At 66.1% G+C, this 17,256-nt stretch carries 14 protein-coding genes; 2 read left to right on the top strand and 12 right to left on the bottom strand.

Annotated elements, in window-relative coordinates; all coding sequences use genetic code 11:
* Window positions 1-16: 16 nt before the first annotated feature.
* Window positions 17-382 (bottom strand): DUF732 domain-containing protein, encoded by a 366-nt coding sequence (locus tag SLQ33_RS11375; RefSeq protein ID WP_319453946.1) that lies wholly within the window; start codon window positions 380-382, stop codon window positions 17-19.
* Between the two features lie 180 nt (window positions 383-562).
* Between SLQ33_RS11375 and SLQ33_RS11370 the strand changes: the two genes are divergently transcribed.
* The gene (locus SLQ33_RS11370) at window positions 563-3,262 is read left to right on the top strand and encodes a family 1 glycosylhydrolase (protein ID WP_319453945.1); all 2,700 of its coding nucleotides are present in this window, start codon (window positions 563-565) and stop codon (window positions 3,260-3,262) included.
* Here SLQ33_RS11370 and SLQ33_RS11365 read toward each other — a convergent pair.
* The 3 genes from SLQ33_RS11365 to SLQ33_RS11355 are packed head-to-tail and all read right to left on the bottom strand — an operon-like array spanning window position 3,249 to window position 6,253.
* Entirely contained in the window at window positions 3,249-4,205 is a 957-nt protein-coding gene (locus SLQ33_RS11365; protein WP_319453944.1) for an SDR family NAD(P)-dependent oxidoreductase, read from the bottom strand. The genes SLQ33_RS11370 and SLQ33_RS11365 overlap by 14 nt on opposite strands.
* A complete protein-coding gene (locus tag SLQ33_RS11360) occupies window positions 4,206-5,408 on the bottom strand; it encodes a cytochrome P450 (protein WP_319453943.1) in 1,203 nt (400 codons plus the stop codon).
* An 8-nt stretch (window positions 5,409-5,416) separates the two neighbouring features.
* Window positions 5,417-6,253, bottom strand: a complete 837-nt coding sequence (locus SLQ33_RS11355; RefSeq protein WP_319453942.1) for a mycofactocin-coupled SDR family oxidoreductase — start codon at window positions 6,251-6,253, stop codon at window positions 5,417-5,419.
* 180 nt (window positions 6,254-6,433) lie between these two features.
* Here SLQ33_RS11355 and SLQ33_RS11350 point away from each other — a divergent pair, with 180 nt between their 5' ends.
* The gene (locus tag SLQ33_RS11350; RefSeq protein ID WP_319453941.1) at window positions 6,434-7,315 is read left to right on the top strand and encodes a hypothetical protein; all 882 of its coding nucleotides are present in this window, start codon (window positions 6,434-6,436) and stop codon (window positions 7,313-7,315) included.
* A gap of 22 nt (window positions 7,316-7,337) precedes the next feature.
* Here SLQ33_RS11350 and SLQ33_RS11345 read toward each other — a convergent pair whose 3' ends face one another.
* The 8 genes from SLQ33_RS11345 to SLQ33_RS11310 form a co-directional block, all read right to left on the bottom strand.
* Window positions 7,338-8,636 (bottom strand): cytochrome P450, encoded by a 1,299-nt coding sequence (locus SLQ33_RS11345; protein ID WP_319453940.1) that lies wholly within the window; start codon window positions 8,634-8,636, stop codon window positions 7,338-7,340.
* Complete coding sequence (locus SLQ33_RS11340) at window positions 8,633-9,856, bottom strand: cytochrome P450 (protein WP_319453939.1); 1,224 nt, start codon at window positions 9,854-9,856, stop codon at window positions 8,633-8,635. The genes SLQ33_RS11345 and SLQ33_RS11340 overlap by 4 nt, the downstream gene beginning before the upstream one ends.
* 27 nt (window positions 9,857-9,883) lie before the next feature.
* The gene (locus tag SLQ33_RS11335; RefSeq protein WP_319453938.1) at window positions 9,884-11,365 is read right to left on the bottom strand and encodes an aldehyde dehydrogenase family protein; all 1,482 of its coding nucleotides are present in this window, start codon (window positions 11,363-11,365) and stop codon (window positions 9,884-9,886) included.
* The gene (locus SLQ33_RS11330) at window positions 11,358-12,374 is read right to left on the bottom strand and encodes an SDR family oxidoreductase (protein WP_319453937.1); all 1,017 of its coding nucleotides are present in this window, start codon (window positions 12,372-12,374) and stop codon (window positions 11,358-11,360) included. The genes SLQ33_RS11335 and SLQ33_RS11330 overlap by 8 nt, the downstream gene beginning before the upstream one ends.
* Complete coding sequence (locus SLQ33_RS11325) at window positions 12,367-13,503, bottom strand: spirocyclase AveC family protein (protein WP_319453936.1); 1,137 nt, start codon at window positions 13,501-13,503, stop codon at window positions 12,367-12,369. Before SLQ33_RS11325 ends, SLQ33_RS11330 begins: the two co-directional genes overlap by 8 nt.
* A gap of 3 nt (window positions 13,504-13,506) precedes the next feature.
* Window positions 13,507-14,625 (bottom strand): ABC transporter substrate-binding protein, encoded by a 1,119-nt coding sequence (locus tag SLQ33_RS11320; RefSeq protein WP_319453935.1) that lies wholly within the window; start codon window positions 14,623-14,625, stop codon window positions 13,507-13,509.
* 101 nt (window positions 14,626-14,726) lie between these two features.
* Window positions 14,727-15,548: a CbbQ/NirQ/NorQ/GpvN family protein gene (locus tag SLQ33_RS11315; RefSeq protein WP_319453934.1), complete on the bottom strand. Its 822-nt coding sequence runs from the start codon at window positions 15,546-15,548 to the stop codon at window positions 14,727-14,729.
* A gap of 15 nt (window positions 15,549-15,563) precedes the next feature.
* Window positions 15,564-17,252 carry a nitric oxide reductase activation protein NorD gene (locus tag SLQ33_RS11310; protein ID WP_319453933.1) on the bottom strand — a complete coding sequence of 563 codons (1,689 nt, stop codon included), beginning with the start codon at window positions 17,250-17,252 and terminating at the stop codon, window positions 15,564-15,566.
* Window positions 17,253-17,256: the final 4 nt, after the last annotated feature.

Raw genomic sequence — 17,256 nt, 5'->3', positions numbered from 1 at the left:
GAGCGGCGGGCGATCGCTAGGCAGGCGGTTGATAACCAGCTGCTGAGTTCCTCAGCTGCCAGATTTGCGCAGGGCACAAGATGCCGACCGCGTACGAAACCACGTAGTTGGCCGCTTGCTCGTCATTCGGGAAGAGGTCGCGTTTCACATCGGACATGACGGCGGCGTACGGGACACCGCGAGTCACCTTGTCGCAGATTTCCCAGCCGTAACCGAGCGCGTCGTTGTTCGGGAAGTCGTAATGACGCCGTACCACCACGTTGTAGACGTATTCGACTTCGGGCGCCGGGACCGCAGCTGCTTGCGGCGCAACGTAGACGCCCACCCACGGCGTCGCTAGGGCTATTGCGGCAGCGCCGAGCCGGCGTCGGGTTCCACTCACAGGCTCAGCTTCCCACATGAAGCGCCGGCAAAACAGTGCAACAGCGTTGTACCTTTTGACGGCGGCGACGATTGTCTGTCACCCCCGTTGGCTCCGCGAATGAACGCCAGCTGCGGTTTGCCGACCGCCCCCAGCCAACCCGTGATAGGAACAGGCGAATCCAAGATTCGGGGGCATGACATGGGTGCTGGCGCGCACGTAGGTCGAGTAGGTGCGCTCGCCGTTGCGCTGGGAGTGTGGGGCGCCATCGCGACCGGGCATGGCGTGGCCCACGCCGACACCCCGGACGGCTCGTCGTCCGATTCGAGTACGTCGTCATCGGAGTCGGGCGCGACGCCACCCTCGGCGGCGACGTCCGGCTCCACACCGGCCAAGCCCTCCGAGCGGGAGCCCGGCGAGCAGGCCGCCGTGACTGCCGAGGACGCCGAGGCTGTCGAGGACGCCGATGATGAAGTCACGCCAAGTTCGACGGTGCCCGCCCCATCGACCAGCGCTCCCACGCCGACCGAGTCGGCACCGGTTCCCGATGAGCCCAACAAGAAGAGCGCGCACGAGAGCGCCAAGAGCGCACCGTCGGCGACGGCCAAGCAGGCGACAGTCACGGCCGCTGACCCGGACCCCGAGCCCGAGGCCAACGACGAATCCGTCGGAGCCGCATTGGCTGCCCCCGCGGAAGTCGAACCCGCGGTTGCGTTTTCGGCCACACCGACCGCCATGCTCGTACAGACCGCCGCCCCGACGCCTGCGCCCTCGCTGACGTCGAACCCCATCAGCGTGGCGACGAGCTACGTGGCGGGCATCGTCACCAGTCTCGCCCAGGTCCTGCTGAACCCGTTCGCCGCCGCGGGCGGCCTGCCCGCACTCCCCGACTCGCCAACACCGTGGGCGCTGCTCGCGTGGGTTCGCCGAGAAGGCCTCAATCAGTCCCCGACCGTCACGTACACCCCAGGCAACAACGAACAGACCTCCGGACTGGTCTTCGGCGAGGTCGGCGGGGCCGATCCCGACGGAGACGCGCTCACCTACACGGTGGTGGGCAGCCCGCTCAACGGCGGCCGCGTCGTGCTCAACCCGGAAACGGGTACCTTCGTCTACCGGCCGACGAACGCCATGGCCGAGGTCGGCGGCACCGACCGGTTCACCGTCGTGGTGAGCGACGAAGCGTCGGGTCTGCACCTGCACGGTCCGGCGGGACTGCTTCAGTTCGCACCCATAGCAGTTCCGGTACTGGCTGTGCTACAAGCACTTCCGGTGATCGGGCCGCCGGTGTCGGCGATCGTATCGGTGCTGTCGAAGCTGCCGATCGTCGGCGACCTCATCGCACCGTTCGGCGAACACGCCGTCGTGACCACCATCGAGGTCACCGTCGCGGCGACTCCGGGACAGGACTTGTCGTTCGGCCCGGACTTCCACTGGGGCGTGGCCACGGGGTCATTCCAAAGCGAAATGGGCGGTGACGCGCCCAACGCCGTGAACTCCGATGAATGGGTGTTCCTGCACGACGCCATCAACAAGCTCATCGGAGCCGCGCCCGGCCTCCCGGAGGACGGGCCCGATGGCTGGGACATGTACGAAACCGATGCCGAGTTGGCCGCCGACGGGCTCGGGGTCGACACCTTCCGCACGGGCATCGAGTGGAGCCGCATCTTCCCCAACTCCACGGCATCGGTCGACGCTGCGGACGGCATCAGCGCAGAGGACCTCGCCGCCCTCGACGCGCTCGCCGACCAGGACGCCGTCGAGCACTACCGCGACGTGTTCCTCGCGCTGCGCGCCGAAGGGCTCGAACCGATGGTGACGATCAACCACTTCACGCTGCCGACGTGGTTGAACAACCCCACGCTCGCGCAGCGCATCGCGCTGCAACTCGGGGTACCCGGTTCGGAGTCGGGTTGGCTGAACTCCGACACCGTCGACGAATTTACGAAGTACGCCGCCTACGTAGCGTGGAAGTACGGCGACGACGTGGATACCTGGCTGGTGCTCAACGAGCCGACCGCCTACCCGTTCGGCGGGTTGCTCTACATACCCGGCGGCCCCGTACCCGCCTTCCCTCCAGGAGTGCTTCGGCCGGATCTGATGTCGACGTTCTTGGTCAACGAGGCCAACGCCTACGTCGCCGCGTCGAAGGAGATTCACCTCCGCGATCCCGGCAGCCAGGTCGGGTTCACCAACAGCATGAGCTCGTTTCGCCCGGCCGACCCGCTCAATCCGCTCGACCAGACGGCCGCGGCCGCATTCACCACCTTCTACAACGAGTGGTTCCCCGACGCGGTGATTCGCGGCGACGTGGACGCCAACCTCGACGGTGTCATCACCCCGGACGAGCATCACCCCGAAATGGCTGGTAGCGCAGACTTTCTCGGCGTCAACTACTACGCCACCGGGACGGTCCGCGGGTTCGGCATCCCCTTCCTACCGGGGCTGCCCTTCGCGCAGGGGTTGCCGAGCCGCACCTACACCGCGGGCAATTGCCCCACCGATGCGTGTAGCACCGACACCGGCCAGCCCATCGATCCGGGCGGTCTGCGCGAGGTGCTCGACGTCGCAGCGTCGTACGACGTCCCGATCTGGATCACCGAGAACGGCATCGCGAACGCCGATGACTCGCAACGGTCTTCGTACATAGTGCGGCACCTGGCCGTGGTGCAGGATGCGATCGCGAACGAGCACATGGACATCCGCGGCTACGTCTACTGGTCGCTCACCGACGTGCTGGAATGGTCCAACGGCTACGAGGACCACTTCGGGCTGTATTCATTCGATCCCGACACCAAGGAACGCACGCCCCGTCCGTCCGTCGCCGTCGTCAAGCAACTCACCGACGCGAACGGGCTTCCGATCACGCTGCTGCCCGAATATCTCGCTAGCCAGGCATGATGGCGGCGAACAACTCGGCCATCTCGTCGGCAGGTCCTGAGGGGACGGTGTAGCCCGTCTCGTCGCGGATGACGTCCAGGTTCGCCGCGACGTCCTCCAGTGACAACGCCGGATGATGAAAACCCTTGGTGCGCCCAATGAAGAACCGCGAGACCTGACCGGCACCCGCGGTGTAGAGCTCGCCGGTCACCGGGCAGTCGGCGTGCGCCAGGAATGCCACGACGGGCGCTACCAGCGCGGGGTCGATCTTCTCGAAGAACGGCTGCATCAAGGCTTGCGCGGAGGCGAGTGCCGCGGGGTCGGCGAGTTCCGCGACACTGGCCATCGACCGCTCGAGCATTCGCGTATTGGCGATCGGCGCGACCGCGTTGACCTTGATGCCGAGCTCCGTACCCTCGGCGGCCAACACCCGAGTGAAGCCGATCAGCCCCGTCTTGGCCGAGCCGTAGTTGCTCATCCGCGGAGAGCCGAGGATGCCCGCCGCCGACGTGGTGTTGACCACGCGGCCATAACCGCGCTCGCGCATCACCTTCCACGCGGGCCGAGTGACGAAGAAGGCGCCCTTGAGGTGGACGTCGATGAGCGGTTCGACACGCTGGCCCGTCATGTCGTCGAAGAGGGCGTCGTCGACGGTGCCCGCGTTGTTCACTACGACGTCGACCCGGCCCCAGGTGTCGACGGCGGCCGCCACGATGGCCGCGCCGCCGTCGGCGGTAGCGACGCTGTCCACGTTGGCGATGGCCTGGCCGCCCTGCTCGCGAATCTCGGCTGCGACGGATTCGGCTGCGCTGCCGTCGGTTCCGCCACCGGTGACCGAGGAGCCGACGTCGTTCACGACGACGCACGCGCCTCGTTCAGCGAGCAGCAGAGCGTGTGCGCGACCGAGGCCGCGGCCCGCCCCGGTGACGATGGCGACCTGGCCGTCGAAGCGGAGTTCGGTCATCTAGGGCAGGACGATCCGCAAGTGTTCCCAGCCCCGCACGGTCGACGTCGGCGCCATTTCGGCGGTGTCGTAGTCGATTCCCCACTCCGGCCAGCGGTTGAGCAGTTCGTCGACGGCCACCCGGCCTTCGAGGCGAGCCAGGTTGGCGCCAAGGCAGAAGTGCAGGCCCTTGCCGAACGTGAGGTGGCTTCCGTGTGTGCGGTTGATGTCGAACACGTCGGGGTCGGCGTAGCGCCGCGGGTCGCGGTTGGCGGCGCCGAACAGCAGCAGGATCGCACTGCCTGCCGGCACCGTGGTGCCGTACATCTCGAAGTCCCGCAACGAGTATCGCGCCACGTGCGGGCCCGTGGGTTGATAGCGCAACGTCTCGTCGACGACGCGGTTGAGCAGCGAGCGGTCCTCGTAGACCTGCCGACGCTGGTCCGGGTGTTCCGCGAGCACCTTCGCCAGCCAGCCGATGAGCCGTCCGGTGGTCTCGTTGCCCGCGCCAGCGACGACCTGCGTGTAGTGCAGCACCTCCTTACGGTGCAGCTTGCGCGTCACGCCCTCCTCGTCTTCGAACTCGACGTTGAGCAGTGCGGTCATCAGGTCGTCGGAGGGGTTCTTGGAACGCCATTCGACGTAGTCGGCGTAGATCCGCCCGTCGGCGATCTTGTCGGCGTTGGCCACCTTCATCGGGGTGCCCGGCTTGGTGCGCAGGTTCGCGTCGTTGGCGTCGCGCACCATGATCTGGTCGGACTCCGGGATGCCCAGCAGCATGCCGATCACCCGCATCGGCATCATCGACGCGAGTTCGGTGATGATGTCGAAGCCGCCGGAACCAACGTGCGGGTCAAGGCAATTGACGCAGAATGCCCTGATCTGATCTTCGATCTCAGCCATCCGCCGCGGCGTGAACACCCGGCCCATCAGCCCGCGCAACATGCTGTGCACGGGCGGGTCCTCGAACATCATCACGCCCTTGGGCATGTCGAATTCGGAGTTGACCAGTTCGAGGATGTCGCTGCGCGAGTTGGAGAACGTCTCCCAACTCGACAGCGCCTTCTCGACGTCGGCGTGGCGCGAGATCGCCCAGAAGCGGTACTTCTCGTTGTGGTAGATCGGCGCTTCGTCTCGCAGCCGTGCGTACGTGGGCCAGGGGTCGGAGGAGATGCCGAGGTCGTACGGGTCGTAGTAAACGTCGGTGTCGCTGGAAACGGTCATGAGTCCCTCTATTTCAGGAGGCTGCCGGCGTCGACGGGCAAGGTGACGCCGGTGATGTAGCGGGCTTCGTCGGAGGCGAGGAACAGCACGGCATTGCTGATGTCGACCGGTTCCACCCATGGGATCGGCAGGAAGTGGAACGACTGGCAGATTGGCGCGAGGTCGTCGGGCCCGGGGTTCTCCAGGTCGGGCCGGAAGAGCCGGTAGGTGGGTTCGTTCATCAGCAGCGGGCTGGACACGTGGGTGGGGTGCACGGTGTTGACGCGAATGGAGTGCTGGCCCAGTTCGACGGCGAACGTGCGCATCAGGCCGACGACGCCGTGTTTGGCCGTCACGTAGTGACCGACCTGCGGGTAGGCCTTGATGCCTCCGACCGAGCTGGTGATGATCACCGAGCCCCCACGGCCGCCTGCGAGCAGATGCGGGACACCGGCCTTGACTGTCTTCCACACCCCGCCGAGGTTGACGTCGATGGTCTCCTGCCACGTCGGCTCGCTCATCTTGTGGAGCTTGACGCCCTTCGAGCCGATGCCTGCGTTCGCCACGATGACGTCGAGCCTGCCGAGCTGTTCGACGCCGTTGTCGACGGCGGCCTTCAGCGCTGCGTAGTCGCGGACGTCGACGATCTCGGTGACGATGCGACGGTCGAGGTTCTTCACCATGTCAGCGGTCTCGGCGAGGTCCTCGGGCGTGGCCGCGGGAGCAGGCGAACCGTCGAAGCCGTGACAGACGTCGACGGCGATGATGTCGGCACCCTCCTGGGCCAAACGCACTGCGTGACTGCGGCCCTGACCTCGCGCCGCACCGGTGATGAATGCGACCTTGCCCTCGACCCGTCCCGCCACCGTTTCCTCGAATCCGCCAGGCCCACAATGTTGGGCAGTCGCTCAGTTTTCGCGGTCGCCTATGTCTAGCAGCCACAATGGCGTGGGGTCAAGGAATACCCGGGGCCGGACAACGCCTCCGGGCATCCGGGCAAACGAGTACGTTGCGATGGAGGTCCCCGACGAAATGGAGTGACGGCGATGGCGGATCAATTGCGCGACATCCGCGAGTTGATGGACGACACCGATGCCTACCGCGACGAGCTGAAGCGTCGCTGGACCGGGCTGCTGAGCTACCGCTACATCGGCCGCAACCACGACAGCATGAACCTCGGCGAGGTCGACAACACCGTCCGGATTCGCCGTGACATGCGCACCGCGGCTGGCGGAATCATGGTGGCGCCGTTGGCCATTTCCTCGCCGGAGGGCTGCCAGACCGACATGGTGGCGGTACCCAATCCGGTGATTGCCTCCGTGCAGATCATCGATCCCGGCTTCGACGTCAAGACCATTGAGGTCGTGGGATCCGGCGTCATGCACCAGGGCCGCACCATGGGCTACGGGCGGTGCAAGATCGTCGACGCGGAAAACCCCGAGCGCGTGATCGCCTTCATCGAGGGCCAGGGCGCGGTCATCGGCATCCCGCCGGACGGGTTGGACAAGATGGACGTGTCCGGCACCGAGCTCGTCGTCGAGGACTCCCCCGACCTGCCTCCGTTGTGGAAGGCGTTCGGCGCGAGCAAGCGCGACGCAGCTTCAGGTGGGCACTGGGTGCTTCCGCCGCTGACGCTCGAGTTGGCCTCACCCGACGCGGCCCTGCACATCGGACCGCAGCACGTGTTGCTCGAGACGGCCGCCACCGAGCTCGCCGCCGAATTGGCCGGTACGCCAATGGTTCAGGTAAGCAGTTGGCACGTGATGTTCATGGCCCGCGGCAAGGTCGGCCCGTTCCGCGCCGAAGGCACCGCCCATCACGGCGGCCCCGGGAAGGTCGGCGTGCGGGTGCTCATCCACGACGAGGGCAACGACGACCGGCCCGTGACCTCCTGCGCGGCGGTCTTCGACGTGCTGGCCGACCGGTAACTCACGTTCGGCGGGATGGCGGTTAGGTGGCGCCGACGGGCGTGAACTTTACGTGCAGCTCCGACAGTCCGCGCATGATGAACGTCGGGTCGTAGGTGTAGGTGCGGTCGTCGGCCGGACCGTGCACCGACTCGTCGATGCGGATGTCGGCCATTCTGTCCAGGATCCGGTTGATCGAGATCCGGGCCTCCGAACGCGCCAGCGGCGCTCCCGGACACGAATGCGCGCCGCGCCCGAAGGCGACGTGCTCGCGCACGTTGCGGCGGTCGTGCTGGAATTCGTGCGGATCCTCGAACTTACTCGGATCTCGGTTGCTCGCCCCCGGAAGCAACATGATGATCGTTCCAGCCGGAATGTCCACGCCCCCAATGCTCGTCGTGGTGCGCGCCAACCGGAAGTGGCTCTTGACGGGGCTCTCCGTCCGCAATGCCTCCTCGAGGAAGCCGGGGATTTGCGCGCGGTCGTCCCGAAGCGACTGCTGGATGTCCGGACGCTCACCCATCACCCGCATGGCCGTGCTAAGCAGCTTGGTCGTGGTCTCCATGCCCGCGGCGAACAGGAAGGTCGCGAGCTTGACGACCTCTTCCACCTCGGGGACGGCGCCGTCGGGGTAGGTCGCGGCGGCAAGCGCTGTCAGGACGTCCTCGCGCGGTTCGCGGCGACGGTCGCTGATGTACTCACGGAACTTGTCGTCCAGCCACACCAACGGATTGTGTGCGACGGTGTCGCTCTCGCGGATGTCGCCGACCACCTCGTTGCCTAGCACCCTGCGGAACTCGGTGTGGTCCGCCAACGGAACCCCAAGCAGGTCCGCGATGACCAGCATCGCGAAGGGCTTCGCGTAGTCCTCCATGAACTCGCAAGAGCCGTTGTCGATGAACGTGTCGAGTTGCTGGTCGGCCAGCCGCCACATGAACTCTTCGTTCTCGCTCAACCGTTTTGGCGTGATGAGCTTGCTCAACAGACCTCGGGTCTTGGTGTGTTCGAACGAGTCCATCGTGACGACGTGCTCGGCCATCGGGATCGTCGCGCGGTGCTCCTCGATCTGCGCGCTGATGTCGTCGCCCTCCGGCGTGAACGGAAGGGGCGGAAATGGTCCCGCGACGGCGACGCACGACGAGAAAGCGGGATCCTTGTATGCCGCAAGCGCTTCGGCGTGACCAGTGATCGCGACGACACCGTGCGGGGTCGCCGGCCGCACCGGGCACTGTGAACGCAGATGGTCGTAGTACGGGTAGGGGTCGGGCACCAGCGACTGATCGAAGAAGTAGTCGACGGCCTCGTAGTCCTGTCCCTGGCCGGCCTCGTCGAGCTGGGTCACGATGCCTCCACCGGGTCGAAGAGTACGGGCAGTGAGGTCGGCGAGCGGAACACCTGGCCCCGGATGTGTGGGTCGTTTCCCTCGGGATCCATCCGCAGATTCGGCAGGCGATCGAGCAGAAGGTTGATGGCAGTGCGCATCTCGAGCCGCGCGAGGTGCATGCCCAGACAAACGTGGACGCCGTGTCCCCACCCGAGGTTGCCCTTCGCGGTCCGGAAGATGTTGAACTCGTCCGGGTCGTCCCACCGATCCTCCTGCCGATTCGTCGAACCGAGCATCGGGAGCACCGAACACCCCTCGGGAATCTGTACGCCGCCGAGTTCGGTGTCGCAGGTGGTGGTGCGGGTGATGGTGAGCAGGGGCGGATTCCACCGCACCGCTTCCTCGATGGCCTGCGGCAGGAGTGAGCGGTCGGCGCGGACCGCGTCCAACTGCGCGGTGTCCGAGAGCAACGCGAAGAGCAGGTTCCCCAACGACCGGTACGTGGTCTCCACACCGGCCGGCAACAGCAATCGCAGGAACGAGAAGATCTCCTCATCGGTGAGCTTCTCACCGTCGATCTCCGCCTCGGCGAGCAAGCTGATCAGGTCGTCCTTGGGCGCGGCGCGGCGAGCCTCGAGGATCGGCGCGAAGTACTCGCACAGTGCCGCTGCCGCAGCAAGTCCACGCTCCGGGTTCATGATCCAGCTCAGCAGCGAGATGGACCAGCGCTGGAACTGCGGATAGTCCTTCTCCGGCAAACCCAAAAGGCCGGCGATGATCCGGCTCGGGTAGTCGAAGGTGAATTCCTTGACCAAGTCGGCCTTGCCGTTGGCCGCGAACTTGTCGATGAGTTCGTGTCCGACGCGCCCGACCAGTTCGTCTTGCCAGCGCGCCAACGACTTCTGCGAGAACGCCTTCGACACCAGGCCACGCAACCGGCCGTGCACCGGTTCGTCCATGCCGAGCATCACGCGCTCGCCGAGCACCGGGCCGAACGCCGCGATGACGCCCGACGACGAGAACGTCAGATTGTCCCGCAGCATCTGCTGGGCGTCCTCGTAGCGGTACACGATGAAGACGGGCTTGCCTTCCTCACCCGGCATCGCGGACATGTCGATTCGCTGGATCGGTTCCTCCCGTCGCAGCCGGGCCAATTCCGGGTACGGGTCCCGCACGTCGCCGGAGACGGCGTCGTCGAACGACCCGAAGTCCTCGAGGTCGTCGAAGAGTTGTTCCATGTAGCTGACTCCTTCAGGCTGTTGAACTCAAATGGCCGGGTAGGCCACGGATTTCACTTCCGTGTACTGGCTGAAGCCGACTAGACCGTTCTGACGACCGACGCCGCTGTCCTTGTAGCCGCCGAACGGCGTGTCTGCGCCGTAACCCGCCGTGCCATTGAGCCCGATGAACCCGGCGCGCAGCCGGCGCGCCACTGCGAGCGATCGGTCCAGCGAGCTCGACATCACGTTCCCGGCGAGGCCGTACACGCTGTCGTTGGCGATGCGGACCGCGTCGTCCTCGTCCTCGTAGGGAATGACGACCAGCACGGGCCCGAAGATCTCCTCCTGCGCGATCGTCATGTCGTTGTCGACATTCGTGAAAAGCGTTGGATTGACCCAGAATCCCTTGTCGAACTGTTTGGGTGGCTCGGTGCTCCCAACGAGCATCGTGGCGCCCTCGTCGACGCCCTTCTGGATGTAGCCGAGGATGCGGGACTGCTGCTTGGCGGAGATCACCGGGCCACATAGGGTGCCGGGGTCCTGCGGGTCGCTGGCGGGAATGTTCTCGTAGATGGCTTGCAGAATCGCTACGCCCTCGTCGTATCGCGAGCGGGGCAACAGCATTCGGGTGGGAGCGGCACACCCTTGGCCGGCATGCATGAGCGGGCCGATGCCGATCAAGCACGCGGTGCTGAAGTCGGCGTCCTCCAAGACGATCGTCGCAGACTTACCGCCCAACTCGAGGAACAGCCGCTTCATGGTCGCGGCGCCCTTCTCCATGATCCGTTTGCCGACAACGGTCGATCCGGTGAACGAGATCATGTCGACCTTGGGTGAGATCGTCAGTTCCTCACCGACGAAGTGGTCGGATGCGGTGACGACGTTGACCACACCGGCTGGGATGTCGGTCTTCTCGGCGATGAGGCGTCCGAGCCGCGTGGCGTTGAACGGTGTATCGGGCGCAGGTTTGAGCACCACGGTGTTGCCGGCCGCCAGGGCCTGCCCGAGCTTGTTGATGGTGACCTCGAACGGGAAGTTCCACGGCGTGATGGCGCCGACCACGCCGACCGGCTCGTGCCACACCTTTCGCGTGGTGTTCACGCCGGTGACGGAGACGAAGGTATCGCCGAGATCCGTTTCCCACGGAAAGGTTTCGATGAGCCTCGCCGGGTATTTGAGCCCGTCTTCGAGCGGGGCGTCCAGCTGCGGACCGTGTGTCACCGCGCGCGGAGCACCCACTTCGCGGATCAATTCCTCGCGAAGTTCCTCGACTTCACTGGTGATCGCCTCGTGCAGCTGCTCGAGACACCGCTTGCGCAGTTGGTGGTTGGTGGACCAGTCGGTCTCGTCGAACGACCGCCGGGCCGCGTCGATCGCTCGACGCATGTCCGGCTTCGAGGCGTCGGCGACCTCGCCCAGCGCCTCTTCGTTCGCGGGATTGATGTTGGTGAACGTACCGGCCTCGCCGTCAACGAGCTTGCCGTCGATCAGCATTCGTGCTTCGTAGGCGGCCGTGGACTCAGCCATTGCGCTCGCTCCCTTGCTCGGACGCCTTGCGGGCGGCCGCTCGTCTCGCCGCTCGGTCAGCCAGGCGCTGCATCAGCGGTTTCGGAATCACCTTGGCCGCCAGAACCATCGCGCGCTGTGCGCCAGTCAAGGGCCATGCGCCGTCGCGCATGGCGCCCTGCTTGGGGATTCCCATGACAAGTCGGGATATGTGATGCATCCCGCTCGACGGCAGGAAGCGGTTCGACGCCAACAGCATCGACGCGTCCGGCCCAACGCCATGGCGACGAAACGCCCCGCGATCGTCGAGTGCTTTCACCAAGCCGTTGGTGAACTTCTCCGGTGGCCGCGCGAAACTGACGGCGAACCGACCTCGGGTGTTCATGGTGGTGTGCAACCGGGCGTAGGGCCCGGCGAAGTCGCGGTCGTCAGTGGTTCCGGCATCGGTGATGATGTCCGTGTCGTAGGTGCCGGTCACCAGGATCGTGACACCCAATCCGAACGGAGCGATCTCACCTGCCATTGACTCGCCCCACCGTTCCATGGCGCCCTTGGCCGCGGAATAGGCTGCGATGGCCGGCTGCCCGCGCACTCCGCCGGCACTCGAGACCAATACGATGCGGCCCCTTCCGGCCGCCCGCATGGACGGCAGCAAGGCCTTGGTGAGCGCGACCGGACCCAGCACGTGTGTGGCGAACATGTTCTCCCACAACGCCATGTCCGTCTCCTCCACCATTCCGGCAGCGGAGATCCCGGCATTGTTCACCAACGCGTAGGGCGCGCCAACGGCTTCCTCGATGGTCTTTGCAGCAGCCTCGATGGAAGCGAGGTCGAGGAGGTCGAGCGCCACGCCGATCAGACGATCGTCGTCCTCGGCCGCCCCGGTCGCCCCGCGCAACAACGGCATTCCACGGTCGGGCGTGCGCATCGCCGCGACCACGCGCCACCCCTCGCGGTAAAGGCGCACGGTCGATGCGAAGCCCAGGCCCCTGGACGCACCGGTGATGACTACAGTGCGGGGCTCAGCCATTCGCGTTCTCAGGCGCGCAGGCTCCCTCACCAGGGGGCGGCGCTTCGACGTCGGGCCGTCCGTTCGGAACGCCGCTCTGCCACGTGGCCCACTTGCCGACCGAGAACGGACCCTCGGCGCCTTCCTTCTCGTAATACCCTTGCGGGTCATACACCTTCGCCTCGGGATACGGCCATGGGCACGCCACCGACGTCGCCAGACCACTTGCCTTAATTGCCCAGAACCACCCGCCGTAGGCGAAGTACGACACGTTGATGATCGCGAACATCACGATGAAGGTGCCGAGCACTGGCTTCTTCGGGAACAGCTTGGCCTTCGCGGCGAGTTTCTCCGCCACCGACTTCCCCGTGTCGTCGCGGTAGACGAGGATGGCCGCCGGGATCATCACGAAGGTCACCGACAGCGACTCCCAGATCAGCGGAAACTGGAAGGTGGTGCCAGGGAACAACGTTCCCCATGGAATCGTCTGGGAGTAGATGTACAGCCCCGTGCGCACCAGGCTGATCTCCAGAATGGCGTCGAAGATGAAGCCGATCACCAGCACCAGCAGGCCCAAGCTGATCAGCGGGTGCTTCCAGACGAAGGCCTCGGGGCCGCGATTGGCCTGCCATTTGCGCAGAATCCAGATCGCCGGGAAGTACGGGCCGAAGTAGAACGTCACGTATCCGAACACGATGAAGGGCTCAACCGTCGGCGACATCATGACCAGGGGCCAGGATTCCGGCCAGTGCAACAACATCGGGTTGTACACGGCGAATGGCGACCAGTTCATGATCGGGTCCTGCCACACGATCAGCGTCGTGACCAGGACCATCATCAGCACCGGGCTGCCGGGGTTTCGCCGCCAGCCAACGATGAAGACGATGGTCAGCACCACGACCATGATCAAGGCGCCGACCTGCGGGATGACCTGCCAGTGATCGAATCCCGTCAGGAACTCGACCGGACGGGGCCGCCCGTCGACGTTCGGGTTGGCCACGCGCGGGTCGACGTCCGTACGCCCGACGGCGGCGAACAACCCGAGGAAGCCGAGCCAAGCGAATAGCGAGATGACGCGCCCCCAGTTCGGCCCGGTGCGCGCTGGTGAATCGGCCTGTGTATCCGGTGGGGTGGATTCCTGGGTGGTCATCGATCAGCCTTCCTCTCCGAAGCGGTCGACTAGGCGTGAGTTGATGCCGTCGGCGTCGAGCGTGCGTGCGACCAGGTATCCGGAGCCCATCCAGGCGCGGCGGGTCCACTTGCCAAGGGACACCCGGGTTCCGGGTGCACCCGACGCGGCGGGCATCATCTTCACCCGCTCGAGCGCCTCCTTGACGCCGCGTGGGCTCAGCGGATGCGAGTCGGTGAAGGCACGTACCAGGGTGGCGGCGACGTCGCGGTTGACCACGGGCACGCAGAACTCTGGGCGGCTGCCGTCGTATCTCGCCGCGTAGCGGTCCAGGAAGTCTTGTCCGATGGGGTTGCCCTCGTCGTACTGGTCGATGCCGACCCAGCCCATGAACGCGTTCCACATGATCGGGTTGACCCAGGCGTTCTGGAACGCGGTGGTGGTGAAGCGCGGCGGGTCCCATTCGACGGCCTCGAGCGCGGGGTTGATGAAGACGATGCCGAATCCGAAGCCAAGGTGCACGATCGCCTCGGCCTTCGCGTCGTGCAGGGAGCGCACGGCTTCGTTGATGTCCTGGGCGGTCTGGGCGATGGCTGCCTCGGCGACGATCCGAATGCCCTTGCGACGACACGCGCTTCGCAGGTTCTTCACGTAGCTCTCGCCGATGAGGTTCTGCTCGACCAACACGCCGATCTCGGTGAAGCCACGCTTGGCCACCAGGTCGGCGATGAAGATCGGCTCGTCGGTCATGGACCCCTGCGGAAACGCGAACGTCCACTCGCCGAGCCAGTCGTCGGTGCCGGTGACGCTGATGGCCGGCACCTTGAAGCGCTCTTCGATGGCTTCGCGCGTCGGCACGCAGTTGTCGGTGATGTGCGGGCCGAACACCACCAGGCAACCCTCGTCGACGAGTTCGCCGTACGCGTCGATCACCGACTTGACCGAGCCCTTGGGCAACCCCTCGACCTCGCGGTAGATCATCTGCACGGGGCGATCCATCAGGCCCTGCTCGACCGCTTCGGAGAAGACGAGGTCGAAGCACTGGGTGAAGGAGGCCTGGAGCTCTTCAGGAAAACCCGGGGGGAGCGTGAAGTCCATCAAATAACCGACCTTGATGGGTTCGGCGGTGCTCTCGTAGGACATCCGACCTCCGTTGGCGTGGATCGTGCGAGTCGAGCCTTTGGGCAGAAACCTAATATTTGTTCAGACGATAGCGTTGGGATCTACCCAGCGTCAATCACGACTCACGTATCGGGATCGACCAGATAGAGGTCGATCATCTCGAAGAGCCCGCGCGTGACCGCGGCGTCATCCGTCAGCGGCCCTGCGATCGCAGCCCGGCCAGCGTCGCGTGGGCTCAGCCCCTCCGCGATCAGCCGACCCGCCGCGATGAGCAGCCTGGTGGATGCGACCTCACGCAGCCCGCCGGTCTCGAGCCGGCGAATCGCCTGGGCGAAGCGGACCAACTGTTGGGCCACCGCGTGGTCGACGCCGGCTTCGTGGGACACGATGCGTTCTTCGACGTCCGGTTCGGGGAAGTCGAACTCGATCGCGACCATGCGTTGGCGCGTCGAGTCCTTGAGGTCCTTCAGCACGCTCTGATAGCCGGGGTTGTACGACATCACCAGGCCAAACCCGGGCGCCGCCTCCAGCGTGACCCCCAGCCGATCGATGGGTAGCTGGCGTCGGTGGTCGGCCAGCGGATGCAGGACCACCGTGGTGTCTTGGCGCGCTTCGACCACTTCGTCGAGGTAGCAGATGGCCCCGAGCCGGACCGCGCGGGTCAGTGGACCGTCGACCCACTCGGTCTCACCGCCACGCAACAGGAAGCGACCGACGAGGTCGGCGGTCGTGAGGTCGTCGTGACAGGACACCGTGATCAACGGCCGGTCCAGATCGTGCGCCATCGCTTCGACGAAACGGGTCTTGCCGCACCCGGTGGGCCCCTTCAGCACCAGCGACAGGCCCTGCCGGTACGCGGCCTTGAAGACGGCCTCTTCGGTTCCCACCGACACGTAGTACGGGCGGTCAGTGCACACGGGGGTTGGCGCAACTTCGAGATTCACGGGACACGCTTCCTTTCACGATGCTCGGCGACGACGCAAGTCGGCCCGATTGAGCGCCGACCGGAACAAGGGGGCGATGATCCGGCTCAGTTGGTCAGGCTGTGGCACGGTCGCGTGGGCGGCACTACCGAAGACTCGACGCAATTCCTCGACGTCGGTGCCCGCACCGATGGTCAGACACAGGCAGCCGGTGCCCTGCTGGCCCGCCTCGGCCAGGGCCTTGCGGGCGTCTGCCGCGCCGTACACCCGCTCGTAGCCGTGGTCGTAGGCCAGCCCATCGGAGAGCACCACGAGCAGTCGTCGCGGCGTCCCGCTTTCGGTCCGCAGCACCTCGGTGCCGTGCCGGATGGCGGCCCCCAGCCGGGAGTAGGCCGCCGGTTTCAGCCCGTGCAACCGGCGTAGCACCGCACTGTCGTACCGCTCGTCGAAGCGCTTGACCGACATGACCTGCACGTCTGACCGACCCTGCGAACGGTATGCGTAGAGCGCCACGCGATCGCCGAGCTCGTGCAGCGCGCCGGTCAGCGCCGCGGCCACCCAACGCTGCTGTTCGTGCACGGTCTGGCCACCAGTTCCGGGCTCTGCCGCGGACCCGGAGACATCGAGCAGGAGCAATACCGACAGATCGCGACGGCGTCGGAGACTGTCGACGTACACCGCATCGCCTGCCGCCGAGCCAGCCATCAGCTGGACCCGTGCCTCGACCGCGGCATCGATGTCGATGTCATCGCCTTGCTGTTGTCGATGGAAGCGGTCCAGACCCATGCCCAGCCGGGAGAGGGCCCGTCGCAACGCATGTCCATCCGGCGGGGCGTCCCACGACTCCTCACCTTGGCGTGCCTCGGTGACGTGAACGGTGCACCAATCGCGCCGATACCGACGGTTGTGGACGTCCCACTCGGGGTACGTCACGCCCACCCCTCGGGCGCTTTCGCTCGACTCCGAATCCGCGCGTGCATCGGCCGTAGAAACGACGGCCCCCGCGCCTCGCACGGTCGAGCGGCGAGTGTGCGTCGGCGCATCGGCGCCCGGTGGACCGTTGCCGCCCAGCTTGCGGACCTGGCTCAACATCTTCTGAAGCAGTTTCCCGATCCCGCCACCGCCACCGACCGGGCTCGAGAACAGATCGACGACGTCTTCGTCGGGCGCTTCGTCGGCCTCGTCGTCGAGTTCGGTCAGTTCGCGGTCCGACGTGCTGCGCGGCACGTGCCTTCCCGTAGTCGCGGGCGCTGCCGCTACGCGTTGTGCGGCCAACAACTTTCGCGCGCGGATGATGCCGTAACTCTTCGGAGGCGCACCCACCTCGGCGCCACTGGCCGCCAGCTCCCAAGACTCGGCGGGTGAGGCGGTTCGACCGCCGCGCGCACGGTCGGTCATGGCGCGCGCACACGTCGGCAGGAGCTCCTCGTTGGCCTCCAACGCGCGACTGGCTTCGATGGTCAGGTACCTGTCGACCAGGGCGCCGCGCTTCCGCGCGAACTTCGTGACAATCTCGGGTTCCAGCCCGCCGGTGGCGAGCAGCGAGGCTTGTACTGCCAGCGCCTCGACCTGCTCGCGTGGCGTCGCGGACGGATCGAGGTAGATCGTCTTGCCATCGGTCCACGCCGGTTCCCCTGGCTCCGTCGGTGCCACGACGAGCGCACGGCCGGCGACCGCCGCGGCCACCATGGCCAGGCGATCCACGCCACGTTCGTCGTCGCTCACTCCG

The organism is Mycobacterium sp. RTGN6, assembly GCF_033804605.1.
In the GTDB taxonomy this organism is placed as follows: domain Bacteria; phylum Actinomycetota; class Actinomycetes; order Mycobacteriales; family Mycobacteriaceae; genus Mycobacterium.
Note: the sequence above shows the minus strand (reverse complement) of the source record. Positions and strands in the feature narration are given on the sequence as shown.